Here is a 17,221-nt window from a genome sequence, read left to right as displayed (position 1 = left end):
CCACAAGGGCAAGTAACAACCCTCACCACACCACCACCAACACACCCACACCACACCGCCAGACCACCCTGCCCACACAACGGTCAAAACACGAGAAGAACGCCCGCCGTCACCGGCGGGCGTTCTCATGTCATGCGAGGCCCTAGAGACCGGGCCGGTTGTTGTCACGTTCGGCGAGGATCTCCCGCAGTTCCCCGTCGCCCAACGAGTGCTTGTCGTGGAACGCCTCGACCAGCTCGTAGAGCTTGGTCTGGACCCGGTCGACCTTCGGCACATCGGGCAGCACCGACTGACCCCGCTCACCGGCCGATTCGATCGTCAGGGTGCCGTAGCCCAGCAGACGCCCGACGAACTGCTGGTTCATCGAGTGGTCGTTGACCCGGCTGAGCGGGATGTCCCGCCGTTCCCGGGAGAACACCCCGTGCTGGATCACCACCCGCTCGTTGGTGAACAGATAGTGCGTGGTGCGCCAGCCGATGTACGGCCACAGCCCCAGCACCAGTACGGCCAGCACCGCCAGCCCGCCGATCACGGCGAGGGTGATGGAGCCGCCTCCACTGGAGGGCAGAAAGATCAAACCGACCACCACCGCGGCGATGGCGAGCACCAGCACCGCTACCGGCCGGATCAGGGCCTTCCAGTGCGGACGCAGATGCAGCACGACGTGCTCGTCCTCGGTGAGCACGTCTTCGGGGAACGCCACGGATACCTCCTCGCAGAACCGGACGCGCAGACGTTAACCCCCCGCACCCCCTCCCCCACATCCACCACGCGGCCACCCTCCCCACCCCTTCCCACCCCTTCCCACCCCCTCCCACCCCTTTCCCCCGCGATCTTGCACTTTCGGTCGCCCATTCGCCCCGTTAAGCCCGATTCGTCCCGACCGAAAGTGCAAGATCGCCGCGCAGGAAGCGGGGGCGTGGGCGGCGACGTACGGGGGGTGGGGGTTAGCGGAGGTGGAGGAGGTCGGCGGCGGGGAGGGAGTGGGTGGTGGGGGTGGGGTGGGGGGTGGTGAGGAGGAGGTGGCCTTCGCCGGTGATGGTGGTGGCGGTTCCGGTGAGTGTGGTGCCGTCCGGGAGGAGGGCGCGGACCTCGCGGCCGACCGTGGCGCAGACCTTGAGGTACGCCTCGCGTAGGCCGCTGGCGGTCGCGTCGCCGTCGGCGTCCCGCCAGCGGGCGTACCAGTCGGCCAGCGAGCGCAACAGGGCCCGCAGCAGTGGGTCGCGGTCGGTGGCCGCCGCACCGGCCAGTTGCAGTGAGGTGGCCGGCAGGCCGGTCGGGTTCTCCGGCAGCTCGTCGGCCCGCAAAGTGACATTCAGTCCGATGCCGAGCACGACCGCCGGCGGGTCACCCAGGGCCGGGCCGGGCACCGCCTCGGCGAGGATGCCGGCGCACTTGGCCTCGTTGACCAGCAGATCGTTGGGCCACTTCAGGCCGGCCTCCAGCTCGGCCAGTCGACCGACCGCCTCCACCAGCGCCACCCCGGCCAGCAACGGCAGCCAGCCGTACCCCGCCGGTGGTGCGGGCCGCCAGCCACGGTCCGGCACGGCCTCCCCGGGCCGCAGCAGCACGCTCGTCGCGATGCCGGCCCGCGGCGGCGACTGCCAGGTCCGTCCGCGCCGCCCTCGGCCGGCGGTCTGCCGCTCGGCGACCACTACCAGCCCTTCCGGCTCGCCGCGCCGGGCCGCCTCGGCGACATCGGCGTTCGTCGAGCCGGTCTCGGTGTGCAGTTCCAAACGCGCCCATGGGCCGTACGGCGTGACCAACGCCCGGCGCAGCCGCGCCGCCGACAGGGGCGGACGATCCAGATCGATGTACGGCGAGCCCGGCATCCCACCAGCGTACGGACTACCCCTCCTGCCGCACGTCGCTGACCTGAACCATCGTTATATTCCCAGGGTGACTACCGAATCCGGGAGCAATATGCACAGCACCGCCGGCAAGCTGGCGGACCTGGCCCGACGGGTCGACGAGGCGGTGCACGCCGGGTCGGCCCGAGCGGTGGAGAAGCAACACGCCAGGGGTAAGAAGACCGCCCGTGAGCGGATCGAACTCCTGCTCGACGAGGGCTCCTTCGTCGAGTTGGACGAGTTCGCCCGGCACCGGTCCACCAACTTCGGGCTGGACCGCACCCGCCCGTACGGCGACGGGGTGATCACCGGCTACGGCACCATCGACGGCCGGCAGGTCTGCGTGTTCGCCCAGGACTTCACGGTCTTCGGCGGCTCCCTGGGCGAGGTCTTCGGCGAGAAGATCGTCAAGGTGATGGACCTCGCCATGAAGATCGGTTGCCCGGTCATCGGCATCAACGACTCCGGCGGGGCCCGCATCCAGGAGGGTGTGGTCTCCCTCGGCCTCTACGGCGAGATCTTCTTCCGCAACGTACGGGCCAGCGGCGTCATCCCGCAGATCTCCCTGATCATGGGCCCGTGCGCGGGCGGCGCGGTGTACTCCCCCGCGGTCACCGACTTCACCGTGATGGTCGACCAGACCTCGCACATGTTCATCACCGGTCCCGACGTCATCAAGACGGTCACCGGTGAGGACGTCGGCATGGAGGAGCTGGGTGGGGCCCGCACCCACAACAGCCGCAGCGGCAACGCGCACTACCTCGCCAGCGACGAGGAGGACGCGATCGACTACGTCAAGGCCCTGCTGTCCCACCTGCCGTCGAACAACCTCGACGAGCCGCCGGTCTTCCCGGTCGAGGCGGAGCTGGACGTCACCGACGCCGACCGGGAACTGGACACCCTGATCCCGGACTCGGCCAATCAGCCGTACGACATGCACCGGGTCATCGAGCACGTGCTCGACGACGGTGAGTTCGTGGAGGTCCAGCCGCTCTTCGCGCAGAACATGGTGGTCGGCTTCGGTCGGATGGAGGGTCGGCCGGTCGGTGTGGTTGCCAACCAGCCGATGCACTTCGCCGGCACCCTGGACATCGCCGCCAGCGAGAAGGCGGCCCGCTTCGTGCGTACCTGCGACGCCTTCAACATCCCGGTGCTGACCTTCGTGGACGTGCCCGGCTTCCTGCCCGGCACCGGCCAGGAGTGGGACGGCATCATCCGCCGGGGTGCCAAGCTCATCTACGCGTACGCCGAGGCCACCGTGCCGAAGGTCACCGTGATCACCCGCAAGGCGTACGGCGGGGCGTACGACGTGATGGGCTCCAAGCACCTGGGGGCCGATCTCAACTTCGCCTGGCCGACCGCCCAGATCGCGGTGATGGGCGCCCAGGGGGCGGTGAACATCCTCTACCGGCAGGAGCTGGCCGCCGCCGAGGACCCGGCCGCCGTCCGCGCCGAGAAGATCGCCGAGTACGAGGACACCCTGGCCAACCCGTACGTCGCCGCCGAGCGCGGGTACGTCGACGCGGTGATCGCGCCGCACCAGACCCGTACCCAGATCATCCGAGGGCTGCGGGTGCTGCGTACCAAGCGGGAGACCCTGCCGCCGAAGAAGCACGGCAACATCCCGCTCTGACCCCCCTCCCCACCCACCCCAAGCGCTGTTGATCATGAGGTTGGCGGCGGTAGTTGATCTCCACGATGCCGCCAACCTCATGATCAACGCGGCTCGATGGGGGTGGGTGGGTTAGGGAGGGGGTTAGCAGGGGGGGTTGGCGGCGGGGCAGAGGCGGGTGGCGGCGAGGGTGGCGACGCGGCGTAGTTCCGCGTCGGTGGTGTCGCGGCCCAGGGCCAGCACCGTGACCAGGTCGCCGACGCGTACCACGGCTCTCGTGTCCGGGCTGGTCGGTCCCCGGCTCTCCCCGGTGTCCAGGTTGCGGGCGGTCACGACGAGGTGCCTGATCAGCATCCCCTCGTCACCGGCCAGGGCGCGGTCGGTCACCTCCCAGCGGTGCTCCACCTCGGCCCGCGCGATCCGGTCCTCCCATGACACCTCGCCGGTCACCCGCCAGCTGGCACACGGTGCGATCAGCACGTCGAGCCGCTGGAGGAAACCGGCGGCGGTCTCCGGGGCCAGCCGGTAGACGGCCTGATTGAGCACCACGTCGGCCGGCCGGCGGGCACCGTCTGCGCTCGCCCGTAGCAGGGTCTGTGACCGGGAGTACCGGGACACCTCCCAGGCGTCGGTCTGCCCCTGGTCGGTGAGGCAGGCCAGCAGCAACTCGTCGACCCGCACCGGCTCACCGAAGCCCGCATGACTCAGTGGAGGGTCCGTCTTCGTCGTCAGGTCCTCCGGCTGCACCAGCGCCTCGTGGGGGATCTCGGCGTACACCGGCAGCGAGGTCTGCGGCTGGGAGTCCGCCGACTGCGGCGGGGCCGACTGAGGGGCGGCCAGGCGTACCCCGGCGATCGCGGGCCCGGCGGCCAGGAGCACCACCGCGGTCGCCGCGCTCAGCATGGCCCGGCGGCGCCGACGGCGGGCCCGTTCACGCAGTACGGCCGGTTCCGGCCAGCGGACGTCCCGCAACTCGTTGTGGAGCCGCTCGACGAACATCATCTCGTCACGCACCGGGTGCCTCCTCCAGGTCGGTGACGGCGAGCAGTCCGGCGAGCGCGGTACGCCCCCGGGACAGGCGGGCCTTGACCGTGCCGACCGGAGCTGAGGTCTGCCGCGCGACCTCGGCGACCGGCAGGCCGACCAGGTAGTACAACGCGATCGCCACCCGCTGCTCCTCGGGCAGGCGACGCAGGGCGGCGACCACCTCGACGGTCTCCGTCCCCGGCGCGGGAACACTCTCCACCGCGCCGTGTCGCAGGTAGGCCCTAGCCCGGCTGCGCAGACTGCGCCACCGGCTCACCGCCAGCCGGCTGGCCACCACCCGTACCCAGGCCTCGGGGTCGTCGTAACGCCCCACCGTGGACCAGCGTTGCCACGCCCGCACGTACGCCTCCTGGACGGCGTCCTGGGCCTCGCCCAGGTCACCGGTGAGCACGTAGACGAAGCCGAGCAGCCGTTGTCGACTGCCCCGGTAGAACTCGTCGAACCCGTCGACGTCCGGCACCTGCCACCTCCTGCGGGTCGTAGACAACACGCACCAGGAGGCCATGCGGTTGCCGCCAGGCCCCAGGCAGGCCAGGCCGCAGGCTCAGGTCACCAGGTGATGCCCGCTTCGGTCAGCAGCGGGCCGGCCAGCATCAGCCCGCCGACGAGCAGCACGGCACAGTTGGCCAGGCCGAACAGGACGACCCAGAAGAAGGCCGGAAGTCCGGTGATGCCGGCTAGTTGGTCGGCGTCGGAGGCAGGCATCCCCCGCCGGGTACGCAGCCGTTGCAGCTCGATCACCGGGCGTACCCCGCCGAGCAGCAGGAACCACACACTGGTCCAGGCGAAGGCGGCCTGCACCTGCGGGCTGGCGTACCACGAGACGGCGAGCACCACCCCGCCGGTGACCAGCAGCGACAACACCCCGAACAGATTGCGGATCATGACCAGCATGGCCAGCAGGAGGAGCACCGCCAGCCAGAGCAGCAGGGTGATCCGGTTACCGGCCAGCAGCCATGCCCCGCCCAGGCCGACCAGCGGCGGCGCCAGGTAGCCGGCCAGCAGGGTGAGTACCATCCCCGGGCCGGTGGGGCGACCGGCGGAGAGGGTCAGCCCCGAGGTGTCCGAGTGCAGTCGGATGCCGCGCAGTTTGCGTCCGGTGAGCAGCGCGGCCAGGGCGTGACCGCCCTCGTGCGCGATGGTGATCGCGTTGCGGGCGATCCGCCAGGGCAGTCGGGTGCTGACCACCAGCAGCGCGGCCACCCCGGTGAGCAGCACCAGCAGCGGGGGCGGGTCGGGCTGCGCGCCGACCAGGCGGTCCCAGAACTCCGTCATGCCCTCGATCGACACCATGGGGCGCGAGCCTACCGTCCGTGTTCCGGTGTCACTGCCGGGCCAACCGCCCGTATCGTGTGACTGATCGGGTGGCGATCGGATCGGGAGGTGTACGCCGGTGAGCGCAGCCCCTCTGGAACCCCACGTCGGCCTCTGGACGGAGGACGACTACTTCGCCATGGGCGAGACCCATGACCGGATCGAGTTGCTCGACGGGAGCCTGATCGTGAGCCCTGCACCGAGCAAGCGACACCAGCTGGTGTCGTGGAATCTTGTCGCCTCGTTGCGACCAGCGGCACACCCGCACGACCTTCTTGTGTTCGAGGCGGTCAATCTTCGTCTCGGCCCCGACCGGATCGTCATTCCGGATGTGGTCGGGGCGGACACCGACGACGAGGGCACCGTCGTAGAGTCGGCCGAGGTCGCGCTCGTCGGCGAGATCGTCTCGCCGGGCAACGCGGCCGCCGACCGGGTGCTCAAGATGCAGCTCTACGCGATCGCCCAGATTCCCTGGTACCTGCTGGTGGAGCAGGACGGTGACACCCATTCGCTGCGGCTGTACCGGCTCGACGGCGGGCACTACGTCGAGGACCGGGTGGCCAAGGCCGGGGAGACGTTGACTCTCGCCGAGCCGTTCCGGTGGCAGATCGATCCGGCCACCCTGCGCTGATCGCCAGGTGGGCTGACGCCACAAGCCCGACATCGAAAGTTATCTCTACCTCTATTGCCTGACCCAGCGGCCCCACCCAAAGATGGCTGTCAATTGACTGTCGTCTCAGGAGGGCGCCATGGGTCAGGTCAGGTCATCGCTGCGTCGGCTGACCGCCGCCGCACTCACCATGCTCGCCACCGCCGCCGTCGGGCTCGTCGCCACCGCGACCCCCGCCGCGGCGGCCACCGTGCCCGGCATCGACGTCTCGCGGTACCAGGGCACCATCAACTGGACCAGCGTCCGCAACGCCGGCATCCAGTTCGCCTTCATCAAGGCCACCGAGGGTACGAGCTACAAGGACCCGAACTTCAACACCAACTACGTCAACGCGTACCACGCCGGGGTGATCCGGGGGGCGTACCACTTCGCCCGGCCCAACATCTCCTCCGGCGCGGTCCAGGCCAACTACCTGGCCTCCAACGGCGGCGCCTGGTCTGCGGACAGCCGTACCCTGCCTGCCGCCCTGGACCTGGAGGCCAACCCGTACAGCGGCGGCTACTGCTACGGCCTGAGCACCACCGCGATGCGCAACTGGGTGCAGGACTTCCTGAACACCTACCGCTCCCGCACCGGCCGCTACGCGGTCATCTACACCACCACCAGCTTCTGGAACCAGTGCACCGGTAGCTGGAGCGGCCCCTGGAACAACCACCCGGTCTGGATCGCTCGCTGGTCGTCCTCCGTGGGTGCCCTGCCAGCCGGGGCGCCGTTCTGGAGCTTCTGGCAGTACACCGACTCCGGCCGGGTCGCCGGCATCAGCGGAGCCGTGGACCGCAACTACTGGAACGGTGACCGCAGCCGGCTGATCGCCCTGGCCAACAACACCTGACGTACGCCGCGACGGCGGGCCGGGCTCCCCTCACGGACCCCGGCCCGCCGTCGGTGGCGCTCGTCGTCGTGGGGCTCAGGCCCGGCGTCGGGAGGTCAGGACGACCGGCACGGTCATGCCACCACTGCGGGTGACGCTTCCTCGGCGGGTCAGGTGCCAGCCGGTCAGCGCGGCCCCGGCCAGCAGCATCAGGCTCATCAGCATCGCGACTCCGGCGGCGGCGACCAGCAGTACGACGCTGCCGAGCACCGCGAGTGTCCACAGTGCCAGCCGGGATCGGGTGTCCGTTCCTCGGTAAGCCATCTCGGGCCTCCCTTCCGTCGTCGGAGATCAGATACCCCGATCGGCGAAGGGTCATGCCTGTCGATCAGTCCTGACGGTCGGGTACGAACTCCCGGAAGGCGGTCTCGAAGTTCGGCAGCTGGGCTTCCCACTCGCTGTTCGGCACTTCCCAGCGCAGGGCGAAACCCCGGTTGCTGGCGGTGACGAAGCCACGGTTACGGACTCGGAGCTCGACCCCGTTGCGGGTCTGGTACCAGTCCCAGTCGCCGCAGGTCCGCCACTTGCAGTCGAACGACCAGATGTCGATCAGCCGGTAGTTCTGCACGCCCCTGACGTTCCGCCGACCCGGCTCAAGCTCACGCCAGGTGGCAGCCGCGTCCCGCCCCGGGCGATCCGTGCGGTCGATGGTCAACTCGCTGACGCCGTTGGGGTCCCGGTACTTCACCCAGGTGCTGCCGGAACTGCGCCGCCAACCTTCCGGCACGGGCACCTTGAAGCCGACCGGATCGTTGCGCATCGTCCAGCCGGCCGGCAGCCCGCCGCTGGTCGGCTCTGCCGTGCTGGGCGAGACCGAGGGGCTGGGCGGGGCGGCGCTGGTGGGTGGGGCGTCGCTGGTGGGCGGCGGTGCAGCCGGTTCACTGCTCGCCGGGGCCGAGGCTGTCGGGCTGCCGGTCGAACCCTGCGGAGTGCCACCGTCCTTGCCGTCGTCGCCGGTCAGCAGCGGCACCGCCACCACCAGACCGACCACCAGCAGCGCCACCAGAGCGCCGACGAGCAGCCCACGTCGGTTGCGCTCCGAACGCAGGAAGCCCGAGGTGAAGACCGCACCACGGGCCGGTTCCGAGTCTGCCGGAGCCGAGGGCACCTGCACGGTCCCCTGCGGTACGACCCGGGTGGGGTCCCCGGTCGACCCGGAGGTCACCCGACGGGTGGGTTCGGCATCCGCTGCAGCCGCACTGTCGTCGTTGGACGGCGTCGGGTCAGGGGTCGCGGTCGCGCGACCGGCGCCCACCCGATCCGTCGGTCCCGCTTCGACGGAAGTCTCCCCCTCGGACCCGGACCCCTCAGTGGCCTGCGAGCCCGTCGGCTCGACAGCCTCCTCGCCCGCCGCCGAATCGCGCCCCTCCACCTGGGCTGAGCTGCCCGGACCGGAGGCGATCAGAGCGGTAGGTGCGGCGTCCGAACTCGTCGACTCCCCCCGGTCGGAACCGGTGTCGCCGGCGTCCATTCTGGCCGTCGCCGCGGCGTCCACGCCGGTCGATCCGGCGGCCAGCGGCGTACGCGGAGCGGGTGGGCTGACCGGGGCGGACGGCTGTTCCCCGGACGGTCGGGGCGCCGGCACCAACGGCGGGCGGGGCTCCCGCGGACCGTTCGGCCCCGGCCGGCGTACGCCATCCAGCAGTGAGATGGTCCGGACCCGCCGGCCGCTGGCCTTACGCAGCATGCGCTCGGCGGAGTCGGCCGTGATGCGCTCCTGGGGGTCCTTGCGGAGCAGCCCGTTGAGCACGGACTTGAGTGGGCCGGCGTTACGCGGGTGCGGCATCGGCTCGGTGGCCAGCGCGGCCAGGGTGGCGATCGCCGAGGGCCGGGCGAACGGGGACTTGCCCTCCACGGCGGCGTAGAGGGTGGCGCCCAGCGACCACAGGTCGGCCTCCGGCCCGGCGGTGCCGTCGCGGGCCCGTTCCGGCGCGATGTAGGCCGGTGACCCGAGCACCATGCCGGTACGGGTGACGTTCGGGTCCCCCGGGATGGTGGCCAGCCCGAAGTCCGTCAACACCACCCGACCGTCCGTGCCGAGGAGCACGTTGCCGGGCTTGACGTCGCGGTGCATGATGCCGGCCCGGTGCGCCGCCTTCAGGGCGTTCAGCACCCCCAGCCCGATCTCCGCCGCCTGGGCCGGCGACACCGGCCCGTCCTCGGCGAGGGTGTCCTGCAGCGAACGCGACGCGACATACTCCATCACGATCCACGGGTCACCGTCGGTGCGGAGCACGTCGAAGATGCGTACCACGTTGACGTTGTTGAGCCGGGCGATGGCCCGCGCCTCGCGCAGCGAGCGCTCCCGCATCTCGCGGCGCTCGTCGTTGGTCAGACCCGGCGGCGGTACGAGTTCCTTGATGGCGACGTCGCGGTGCAGCACCTCGTCGCGCGCCTTCCACACCCGACCCATGCCGCCCTGACCGAGCGGCGAGATGAGCCGGTACCGGTCGGCGACGAGTTGGGAGGCGGAAGCGTCTGACATCGCTGAGACGGTACCCGGCAGCGCTGAAACCTACACCGTCGGCACGCCATTCTGCGATCAAGGTCAACTTCGGGCCGCGTACGCTGAGTGGCATGTCTGGGGAAGAGCCGCTGTTGCGCATTGTGCGCGGCATACCGACCGCCGAAGAACTGGCCGCGCTGGTGGGTGCGATCGTCGCCCGCCCCCGGTCCGCCGCCGGGCCTGCCCCGGCACCGGTCTCCACCTGGGCGCGCAGCGCTCGCCCGGCAAGCAGGGGCCACCTGCCCGGCCCCGGCGCCTGGCGCGTGTCCAGCCTGCCCCGCTGACCCTCCGGCTTCAACCGGGTTCCAACCGGCCGGGTACGGGGCTGCCGGGGCGGCCTGCACCCATTAACCTCACTCAGGGGAATCGGGCCGTGACGGTTGGGAGGGAACGTGATCCCTGAAGAGGACCGACCTGCGTCCTGGTTGGGCGGCTACCGCACCATCGAGGCGGACATTCGCCAAATGCGGGAATTCGCTGATCAACTCCGTGCCGAGGTGGAGAGCAACTACACCCCGCACCTGCGGTACATCGCCAGCGACATGCTCACCCAGGTGTCCAACCCCGCTGACGCGTTCATCGAGCTGGTGCAGTTCATGCGCGCCCACTGGGAGACCCAGCAGGCCGCCACCAACGCGGTCTGGGGAGTCGGTCACACCACCGGCCACCTGGCGGAAGCCGCCCATCAGGTGGCCCTGCGTTACGGCGACGCCGACGCCTTCTCCGCAGCCCGGGTCGCCGACATCCAACGCGCCCTGGCCAGCCCCGGCATGACCACCACCTCGCCGGCGCCGTCACCCTCATTCGCCGACCCCACCGGCCCCGACCAGCCGGGACCGGTGGTGCTGCCATGAGGGACGTGGGCGTCGGCCGCAGCGGCGGCCTCACCGACTGGTACCTGATGAACGTCGCCGACATGTGGGCCTGCGTGCAGGACCACCAGACCGAACAGCACTGGCGACACGTCGCCGGCTGGCGCAAGGTCTGCGACCTGGCAGGTCAGCACCTCACCAGACTCAAGGCCTACCGCGCAGGCCTGGCCCGTGCCTGGCCGCCGGAGACCAACGCCGCCGCCCGGGCATACGTCACCGAACTGGACAACCTGATCGACCAGGTGCAACGCACCCACGACGCCGCCTCCGCCAACCAGACCGCGCTGTCGGCCGCCACCCAGGCCATCACCAGCACCCGCACCGAACTGAGCAAGATCTACGAGGAGTACGCGGGCAAGCTTCGACAGAAGCGGACCTGGGAGGAGATCGCCGCCGACCCCAAGGCCGCCGCCGGAAGCCGAGCCAGCGAATCCCCGGTGACCGACGCGGACCTGGAACGCCTCAACGTCCGAGCGCGCGGCATCATGTACGGCCTCAGCAGCGAACTCCAACAAGCCCAAGCAATGCTCCGCCAACCCCCTCCAAGCCCACGAGCTGCGATTCAACACAACGATCCCGATGTTTACAGCGCTGGTGGACCTCCTCCCGTCATTCCTCCGATCGTCCCCTTACCAACTGCTGCTACATCCAGAAAGCCCCGACTCCCATCGCCCGAGCAGCGCGCATCAACGCCTAGTGCGCCTACGACAGGCCCAATTCTCGGAGCAGTTGGTCCCGGTCTTACTTCCCCACCAACCAATGGCGCGCCAAACGCTCCGCCCGCTCCGACCACCAGCCCTTCACTTGGCCCTGCCACTGGCCCAACGCCTCTTCCCAGCATTGGTGCCCAGCCAGTAACACCACGCCCAGGTCATACACGCCAGGATCATGCTGGTAGACCAGCCGCAGGTGCCGGATCAAATCCGGCACGAGCGCTGCCATCCGGAGGCCTAATTGGAGGCCAGCCCGCGATGGGCGCCAGTCACCAGCCCGCAACCGTCGGGCCTAAGCGGGTCAATCCGATAGGTGGAATAATTGGCGGCGGCGCTGCGGGTACCGCACCGACTGGCGGAGCTGGATCAAGGCCAGGCAGCGGCAGAGGACTTGCCGGCACACCCGTCATGCCGACCATCGGAAACACGCCGGGCATAGGAATCTCCAGCGCCACGGGGGTGGGTCAACTTTCACGACCGCCCACCTCGCGCTCTAAGGAGGACGACCAGTCACGCCAATGGGATCCGGATAATCCGTGGGCGATAGACCAGGGGGTCAGCCCAGTCGTCAAATCGCCAACTGTTGACGACCATATAGATCCCGGCCCAGCAATCGGCCTCGATCGGTGATCTCCCGGTTCACTCTTCTCCTCGCCGCCCTCTTGACTCTTGCCACAACAACGCCATACCAAGATCCTTCCACTCTCCGCAGAGCAGCAACACTGGCCTCAAGTGAGGGTGCGGATCGGGTACGCGACGACCAGTGGCACCTCCGATACCTCCGCATGGGCGAGGTTCATAAGATCAGCCAAGGGGAAGGGGTCGTCGTCGCCATTCCCGACTCCGGCGTAGCTCCGCACCCTGACCTCCGAGACAACCTGCTATCCGGAACCGATGTCATTCCAAATGGCGCCGGAGATGGTCGACAGGATCAGGATAGCCATGGCACCGCAATGGCCGGACTTGTCGCAGCTCACGGACGACCCAACGCTAAAGGCGCTCTCGGAATAGCCCCGAAAGCCAAGATAATCCCAATATTCAGCACACCACCTCACAAAGACGGCGATCCCGACTCACTCGCAGAGGCGATTGAATTCGCCGTTAGCCGAGGTGTCGACATCATTAGCATTTCAAGCGTAGGCGGCTCAAGCTCTCGACTCGTTCAGGCAGTGGAAATGGCTTTATCCGCAGATATCGTGGTCGTAGCGGGGGCAGGAAATCGACCTAGAGATTCCCAGGTGGGATACCCCGCCTCACATCCAGGCGTTATCGCCGTCGGTGGAGTGGACCGCATCGGCGGGCACGCCGCCGTTGCAGTCACGGGTCCCGAAATAAGCGTTGCCGCACCTGCGGTAGATCTCTACAGCACCAGTTATGGCAACGCTTACTCAAGGGGTACCGGTACGTCTGGGGCTACGGCGATTGTGGCGGGGGCGGCGGCGTTGGTGCGGGCCAAGTATCCCTATCTGCCTGCGGATGAGGTGGCGCACCGGCTGACTGCCACTGCGATCGACAAGGGGCCGCCGGGGCGGGACGACCAGTACGGCTATGGGGTCATCGATCTGGTAGCGGCGCTGACGGCAGACGTACCGCCTAGGGGTTTCGAGTCGGTGCCCGCGGCCTCGCCGGATGCGGCCGGCCCGACCACGACGGCGGCGGACGGGCCGCCAGCCGAGGGTGGGGGTGACGGTGCGGCGGCCGTGCGGGGGTGGGTCACCTTGGGGGTGCTGCTGACGGCGGGTGGGGCCTGGGCTTTGTTCGCTCGCCACCGCCGTAGGTCCGATGATCCCCCACCGCGGATCAGTCGCTGACCGCCTACGACCGGCGACCGGGGGTGGAGGCGGCGGCATGATCGGGTTGGCAACCGGTAACGTCGGCGGGGTGCCTGAAGCCATGCCGATTCGGTTGGTCCTCGCCTCGGCGAGCCCGGCCCGCCGTAAGACCCTGCAAGCCGCCGGCATCGAGCCGGACGTGCTGGTCAGCGGGGTCGACGAGTCAGTTGTCGTGACCGAACGAGCGGAGGATCTCTGTCTGGAGTTGGCCGGGTTGAAGGCGCAGGCGGTGTTGGCCCGGTTGCGGCCCGCCGCTGACCAGCGCACACTCGTGCTGGGCTGCGACTCGGTGCTCGCCTTCGATGGACAGATCCTAGGCAAGCCGACCGATTCTGCCGACGCTATCGCCCGGTGGGAGCGGATGCGTGGGCGCAGCGGGGTGCTGCACAGTGGGCACTGCCTCCTCGATGTCGAGGGGGGTCGGCGGGCGGAGGCGGTGGCCTCCACGGTGGTGCACTTCGCCGACATCGACGATCACGAGATCGCCACGTATGTCCGGTCCGGTGAGCCGCTGGCGGTCGCCGGTGCCTTCACCATCGACGGTCTGGGCGGGCCGTTCGTGGAGCGGATCGAGGGTGATCCGAGCACGGTGATCGGGCTGTCCCTGCCGTTGCTGCGGCGGCTGCTGGCCGAGCTGGACCTGCGGATCACCGATTTGTGGACGAAGGTCGCGCCGGGCAGCCAGTCGATCGAGCCTCTGGGTTAACGTCCGGGCATGACCCGCAAGTCGATTCCGCTCACCGACGAACTGCACGGGTATCTCGTGGCGCACGGCACCCCTCCCGACGAGGTGATCCGTGACCTGGCCGAGGAGACCCTGGCCCTGCTGCCGGAGCGCGCCTCCATGCAGGTGGCCCCCGAGCAGGCCGCCTTCCTGACCTTCCTGACCCGGCTTCTCGGTGCCCGGCAGGCGGTGGAGGTGGGCACCTTCACCGGGTTGTCCGCGCTGGCGATCGCCCGGGGTCTGGTCGACGGCGGGCGGCTGACCTGCTTCGACATCTCCGAGGAGTACACGAGGGTGGCCCGCCGGTACTGGGCCCGGGCGGGGGTGGCCGACCGGATCGATCTGCGGATCGGCCCGGCCGGGGACACCCTGCGGGAGCTGCCGAACGAGAGGTACCTGGACTTCGCCTTCATCGACGCCGACAAGACCGGCTACCCGGTGTACTGGGCCGAGCTGGTGCCCCGGATGCGGCCAGGTGGGGTGATCGCGGTCGACAACGTGCTCCGGCACGGCCGGGTCATCGCCCCGCAGAGCGAGGACGACCGGGCCATCGCCGCCTTCAACGACCAGGTCCTGGCCGATGTACGGGTGGAGGCGGTGATGCTGCCGATCGCCGACGGCCTGACCCTCGCCCGGGTGCACTGACCGCAGCGGCCACCGTCTGGCTGCGGCTAGACCTGAACTGTGCGTCGGGCTCGGGCCAGGTTGAGGGCCAACTCTTCTCGGTTCTGATGTGCGTGCCGGAGCCAGGCAGGTTGGCCCGGTTCGGTGCGCCAGGATTCGTTCAGCGGGCTGTTGTCCACGGTGTCGAAGCCGAACTGGTCGTACAGTCTCGTCACGAGTTCGACAGCTTCGGGATGGTCGCTCGATACCGACAGGGCCAGCCGGTCGGGGGCGCCGGCAGGCCGAGCGGCGGTGAGCAGCCGGGGTGCCTGGATGTGGGTGAACGCCTTGGCGACCTTCGAGGTCGGGAGCTGCTCCTGGCGTAGTTCGTGGACCGTCTTCTCTCCGGAGTCGATGACCGGGAAGTTGCCGTCGCGCCAGGGCATGTAGTTGTTCGTGTCCAGCACGATCTTGCCGGCAAGTTCGTCGACCGGCATGTCGTTGGCGAGTCTGAGGGGTACCGCCACGACGGCGAAGTCCCCGGCCGCGGCGGCGTCCGCGGCGTATGCGGCGCGCGCCGAGGGACCCAGCTCGGCCACGAGACGGTGCAGCGTCCCGGGTGCCCGGGAGTTGGCGATGACGACGTGATAGCCGGTGGCGACTGCCGCACGCGCGATCTGGCTGCCGACTTCGCCGGCACCGATGATTCCGATCGTTGTCATTGCTGGTTCCATTCGTCAGTTGCGAGTAATCGGTGGGGCGAGCCGGGACCGGCCGTTGGTTCGGACGCCCGGCGTCCGGGCGTCCGAACCTGCTCAGGCGGTGAGCTGTCGAAGCAGCTCGGCGGAGTCGTGCAGCGCCGTCATCTGGACGAACCGGCCCTCACTGACCTCGTAGATGGCGTACTCGACGATCTCGAAGGAGGCCCCGGTAGGGGTGACACCTAGCCATTCCTTGACCGGAGTGCCGGTGTTGATCGCGCGTACGGCGATGCGGTTGCGGTCGAACAGCAGTTCCTTGACCTCCCAGTGGAGGTCCGGGACGGCTTCGACGTCCTGTCGCTGGACGGCTAGGACGTCGTCCCGGGTGCCCGGATTGCCATTGAGCAGGACCCGGTCGTTGATGAACTCGTCCATCCCGTCGAACTCGTGGGCGTTGAGGGCGGCCACATAACGCAGGTACCAGGTACGCATTTCTTGGGTTGTCATCTGCATCACCAGTTCAGTTCGCCGTGCTCGTCGGTGAGGGTGCCGGTCGGGCCGTCCGGGTCCAGGGTGGCCAGGCGTACGACCGTCCTGGCGCTTTCGGCGGCCGGTCGTCCGATCCCGAAGGCGGCGGTCAAGTCGGTGGCGGTGGGGCCGGGCTCGATCGCGTTGAATTTGATGCCCGGGTGCCACTTGGCGTACTGGACGGTGAGCATGGTGGCCGCCGACTTCGACGCCGCGTACAGGGTCAACGGCAGGTGGTGTTCCGGCCGATCGGGGTTGTTCACCGCCCAGAAGGAGCCCATGCTGCTGGACACGTTGACGACAACGGGGTTCGAGGATTTTTCCAGCAGCGGCAACGCGGCCTCGGTGACCCGGACGATGCCCACCGCGTTGGTGTCGAACACCTGTCGGGCCTTCGGCCCGTCGATCTCGCCGGCCCCCAGGATGCCGGCGTTGTTGATCAGGACATCCAGGCGACCTTCGGCCGCGTCGATGGCCGCCAGGGCCTCGCGTACGGAGGCGTCGTCGGTGACGTCGAGCTGGACGAACTGGGCGCCCAGGGCTGCCGCCGCTGTCTTGCCCCGTTCCAGGTCGCGGGCGCCCAGGTAGACGCGGTGGCCCAGGTCGCGAAGCTGCTTGGCGGTTTCGAAGCCGATGCCCTTGTTGGCGCCGGTGACCAGTGTGACGGTCATGTCTCTCCTTCTGTACTGATCGGTTGCACATCAACGTAACAGAGTTTTGTACCGATCGGTTGGTGGCTTGGATCACTTCTGTACCAAGCGGTAGACTGCACGGCATGAGCCCGATCGGACGCCCCCGCGCCTTCGACGAGGAGGCCGTCCTCGATCGCGCCACCGAGGTCTTCTGGCGCCACGGCTACGAAGGTGCCTCGCTGAGCGCCCTGACCAGCGCGATGGGCATCAACCGGCCGAGCCTGTACGCCACCTTCGGCAGCAAGGAGCAACTGTTCCAACGGGCCTTCGCCCGCTACCACGAGACCCAGGTGGCCGCCGCCCGTGCCGCGCTCGACCAGCCCAGCGCGTACGCGTCGATCGAGGCCTTTCTGCGCTCAAGCGCCGACGGCCTGACCGCTACCGACCACCCCGCTGGATGCTTGTCCATCCAGGGCGGTCTGGCCTGCTCGCCGGAGAACGCCGGCATCGCCGAGATCCTGGCCGCCGGCCGCGCCGCCACCGAGTCGGCCCTGGAGGAACGCCTGTCCCGGGCCGTGACCGAGGGTGATCTGTTGGAGGACACGGATGTCCGGGCACTCGCCCGATTCGTGATGGCCCTGAGCGAGGGCCACGCGGTGCACGCCGCGGCCGGGGCCAGCCGCGAGGAACTTCACGCCTCGGTCGACATCGCCCTACGGGCCGTGGACACCCTGCACCGCCGGTAG

The 17,221-nt window shown here is 69.1% G+C and carries 19 protein-coding genes; 9 read left to right on the top strand and 10 right to left on the bottom strand.

Translation table 11 applies throughout. From position 1 onward, the window contains the following. Nucleotides 1–142: 142 nt before the first annotated feature. Together ABZ795_RS25810 and ABZ795_RS25805 are read right to left on the bottom strand one after the other, a co-directional pair. Entirely contained in the window at nucleotides 143–703 is a 561-nt protein-coding gene (locus tag ABZ795_RS25810) for a PH domain-containing protein (protein WP_327022743.1), read from the bottom strand. A 244-nt stretch (nucleotides 704–947) separates the two neighbouring features. Further along, on the bottom strand, nucleotides 948–1,832 hold the full coding sequence (locus ABZ795_RS25805; protein ID WP_357532216.1) for a biotin--[acetyl-CoA-carboxylase] ligase: 885 nt from the start codon (nucleotides 1,830–1,832) through the stop codon (nucleotides 948–950). Between the two features lie 67 nt (nucleotides 1,833–1,899). Here ABZ795_RS25805 and ABZ795_RS25800 point away from each other — a divergent pair, with 67 nt between their 5' ends. After that, nucleotides 1,900–3,483, top strand: coding sequence for an acyl-CoA carboxylase subunit beta (locus ABZ795_RS25800; RefSeq protein ID WP_357532215.1), 1,584 nt, complete (start codon nucleotides 1,900–1,902; stop codon nucleotides 3,481–3,483). A gap of 123 nt (nucleotides 3,484–3,606) precedes the next feature. Here ABZ795_RS25800 and ABZ795_RS25795 read toward each other — a convergent pair whose 3' ends face one another. The 3 genes from ABZ795_RS25795 to ABZ795_RS25785 form a co-directional block, all read right to left on the bottom strand. Next, nucleotides 3,607–4,476 (bottom strand): hypothetical protein, encoded by an 870-nt coding sequence (locus tag ABZ795_RS25795; RefSeq protein ID WP_357532214.1) that lies wholly within the window; start codon nucleotides 4,474–4,476, stop codon nucleotides 3,607–3,609. Then, the gene (locus tag ABZ795_RS25790; RefSeq protein ID WP_327022747.1) at nucleotides 4,469–4,969 is read right to left on the bottom strand and encodes a SigE family RNA polymerase sigma factor; all 501 of its coding nucleotides are present in this window, start codon (nucleotides 4,967–4,969) and stop codon (nucleotides 4,469–4,471) included. Before ABZ795_RS25790 ends, ABZ795_RS25795 begins: the two co-directional genes overlap by 8 nt. Before the next feature lie 89 nt (nucleotides 4,970–5,058). Continuing rightward, on the bottom strand, nucleotides 5,059–5,802 hold the full coding sequence (locus ABZ795_RS25785) for a M50 family metallopeptidase (protein ID WP_327022748.1): 744 nt from the start codon (nucleotides 5,800–5,802) through the stop codon (nucleotides 5,059–5,061). A 100-nt stretch (nucleotides 5,803–5,902) separates the two neighbouring features. Here ABZ795_RS25785 and ABZ795_RS25780 point away from each other — a divergent pair, with 100 nt between their 5' ends. After that, on the top strand, nucleotides 5,903–6,454 hold the full coding sequence (locus ABZ795_RS25780) for a Uma2 family endonuclease (RefSeq protein WP_357532213.1): 552 nt from the start codon (nucleotides 5,903–5,905) through the stop codon (nucleotides 6,452–6,454). Between the two features lie 118 nt (nucleotides 6,455–6,572). Beyond that, a complete protein-coding gene (locus tag ABZ795_RS25775; protein WP_357532212.1) occupies nucleotides 6,573–7,325 on the top strand; it encodes a GH25 family lysozyme in 753 nt (250 codons plus the stop codon). Nucleotides 7,326–7,400: 75 nt separating this feature from the next. Here ABZ795_RS25775 and ABZ795_RS25770 read toward each other — a convergent pair whose 3' ends face one another. Beyond that, nucleotides 7,401–7,628 carry a hypothetical protein gene (locus tag ABZ795_RS25770; protein ID WP_327022751.1) on the bottom strand — a complete coding sequence of 76 codons (228 nt, stop codon included), beginning with the start codon at nucleotides 7,626–7,628 and terminating at the stop codon, nucleotides 7,401–7,403. 64 nt (nucleotides 7,629–7,692) lie between these two features. Further along, nucleotides 7,693–9,849: a protein kinase gene (locus ABZ795_RS25765; protein ID WP_357532211.1), complete on the bottom strand. Its 2,157-nt coding sequence runs from the start codon at nucleotides 9,847–9,849 to the stop codon at nucleotides 7,693–7,695. A gap of 92 nt (nucleotides 9,850–9,941) precedes the next feature. Between ABZ795_RS25765 and ABZ795_RS25760 the strand changes: the two genes are divergently transcribed. The 5 genes from ABZ795_RS25760 (at nucleotide 9,942) to ABZ795_RS25740 (ending at nucleotide 14,656) form a co-directional block, all read left to right on the top strand. After that, nucleotides 9,942–10,154 (top strand): acyl-CoA carboxylase subunit epsilon, encoded by a 213-nt coding sequence (locus ABZ795_RS25760; RefSeq protein WP_357532210.1) that lies wholly within the window; start codon nucleotides 9,942–9,944, stop codon nucleotides 10,152–10,154. A 108-nt stretch (nucleotides 10,155–10,262) separates the two neighbouring features. Next, a complete protein-coding gene (locus ABZ795_RS25755) occupies nucleotides 10,263–10,724 on the top strand; it encodes a hypothetical protein (RefSeq protein ID WP_357532209.1) in 462 nt (153 codons plus the stop codon). A 1,516-nt stretch (nucleotides 10,725–12,240) separates the two neighbouring features. Then, on the top strand, nucleotides 12,241–13,266 hold the full coding sequence (locus ABZ795_RS25750; RefSeq protein ID WP_357532219.1) for a S8 family serine peptidase: 1,026 nt from the start codon (nucleotides 12,241–12,243) through the stop codon (nucleotides 13,264–13,266). Nucleotides 13,267–13,336: 70 nt separating this feature from the next. Next, nucleotides 13,337–13,993 (top strand): nucleoside triphosphate pyrophosphatase, encoded by a 657-nt coding sequence (locus tag ABZ795_RS25745; RefSeq protein WP_357532208.1) that lies wholly within the window; start codon nucleotides 13,337–13,339, stop codon nucleotides 13,991–13,993. Between the two features lie 9 nt (nucleotides 13,994–14,002). Beyond that, complete coding sequence (locus tag ABZ795_RS25740) at nucleotides 14,003–14,656, top strand: O-methyltransferase (protein ID WP_327022757.1); 654 nt, start codon at nucleotides 14,003–14,005, stop codon at nucleotides 14,654–14,656. Between the two features lie 26 nt (nucleotides 14,657–14,682). Here the strand turns inward: ABZ795_RS25740 and ABZ795_RS25735 are convergent, their stop codons facing one another. The 3 genes from ABZ795_RS25735 to ABZ795_RS25725 form a co-directional block, all read right to left on the bottom strand. Then, nucleotides 14,683–15,336 carry an NAD(P)-binding domain-containing protein gene (locus ABZ795_RS25735; protein ID WP_357532207.1) on the bottom strand — a complete coding sequence of 218 codons (654 nt, stop codon included), beginning with the start codon at nucleotides 15,334–15,336 and terminating at the stop codon, nucleotides 14,683–14,685. A 93-nt stretch (nucleotides 15,337–15,429) separates the two neighbouring features. Continuing rightward, a complete protein-coding gene (locus ABZ795_RS25730; RefSeq protein ID WP_357532206.1) occupies nucleotides 15,430–15,822 on the bottom strand; it encodes an ester cyclase in 393 nt (130 codons plus the stop codon). Nucleotides 15,823–15,827: 5 nt separating this feature from the next. Next, nucleotides 15,828–16,514, bottom strand: a complete 687-nt coding sequence (locus tag ABZ795_RS25725) for an SDR family NAD(P)-dependent oxidoreductase (protein WP_357532205.1) — start codon at nucleotides 16,512–16,514, stop codon at nucleotides 15,828–15,830. A gap of 104 nt (nucleotides 16,515–16,618) precedes the next feature. On the opposite strand from ABZ795_RS25725, the gene ABZ795_RS25720 reads away from it, so the two are divergent. Continuing rightward, complete coding sequence (locus ABZ795_RS25720; protein WP_357532204.1) at nucleotides 16,619–17,221, top strand: TetR/AcrR family transcriptional regulator; 603 nt, start codon at nucleotides 16,619–16,621, stop codon at nucleotides 17,219–17,221.

This window comes from Micromonospora sp. NPDC047134, assembly GCF_040643455.1.
Lineage (GTDB): Bacteria > Actinomycetota > Actinomycetes > Mycobacteriales > Micromonosporaceae > Micromonospora.
Note: the sequence above shows the minus strand (reverse complement) of the source record. Positions and strands in the feature narration are given on the sequence as shown.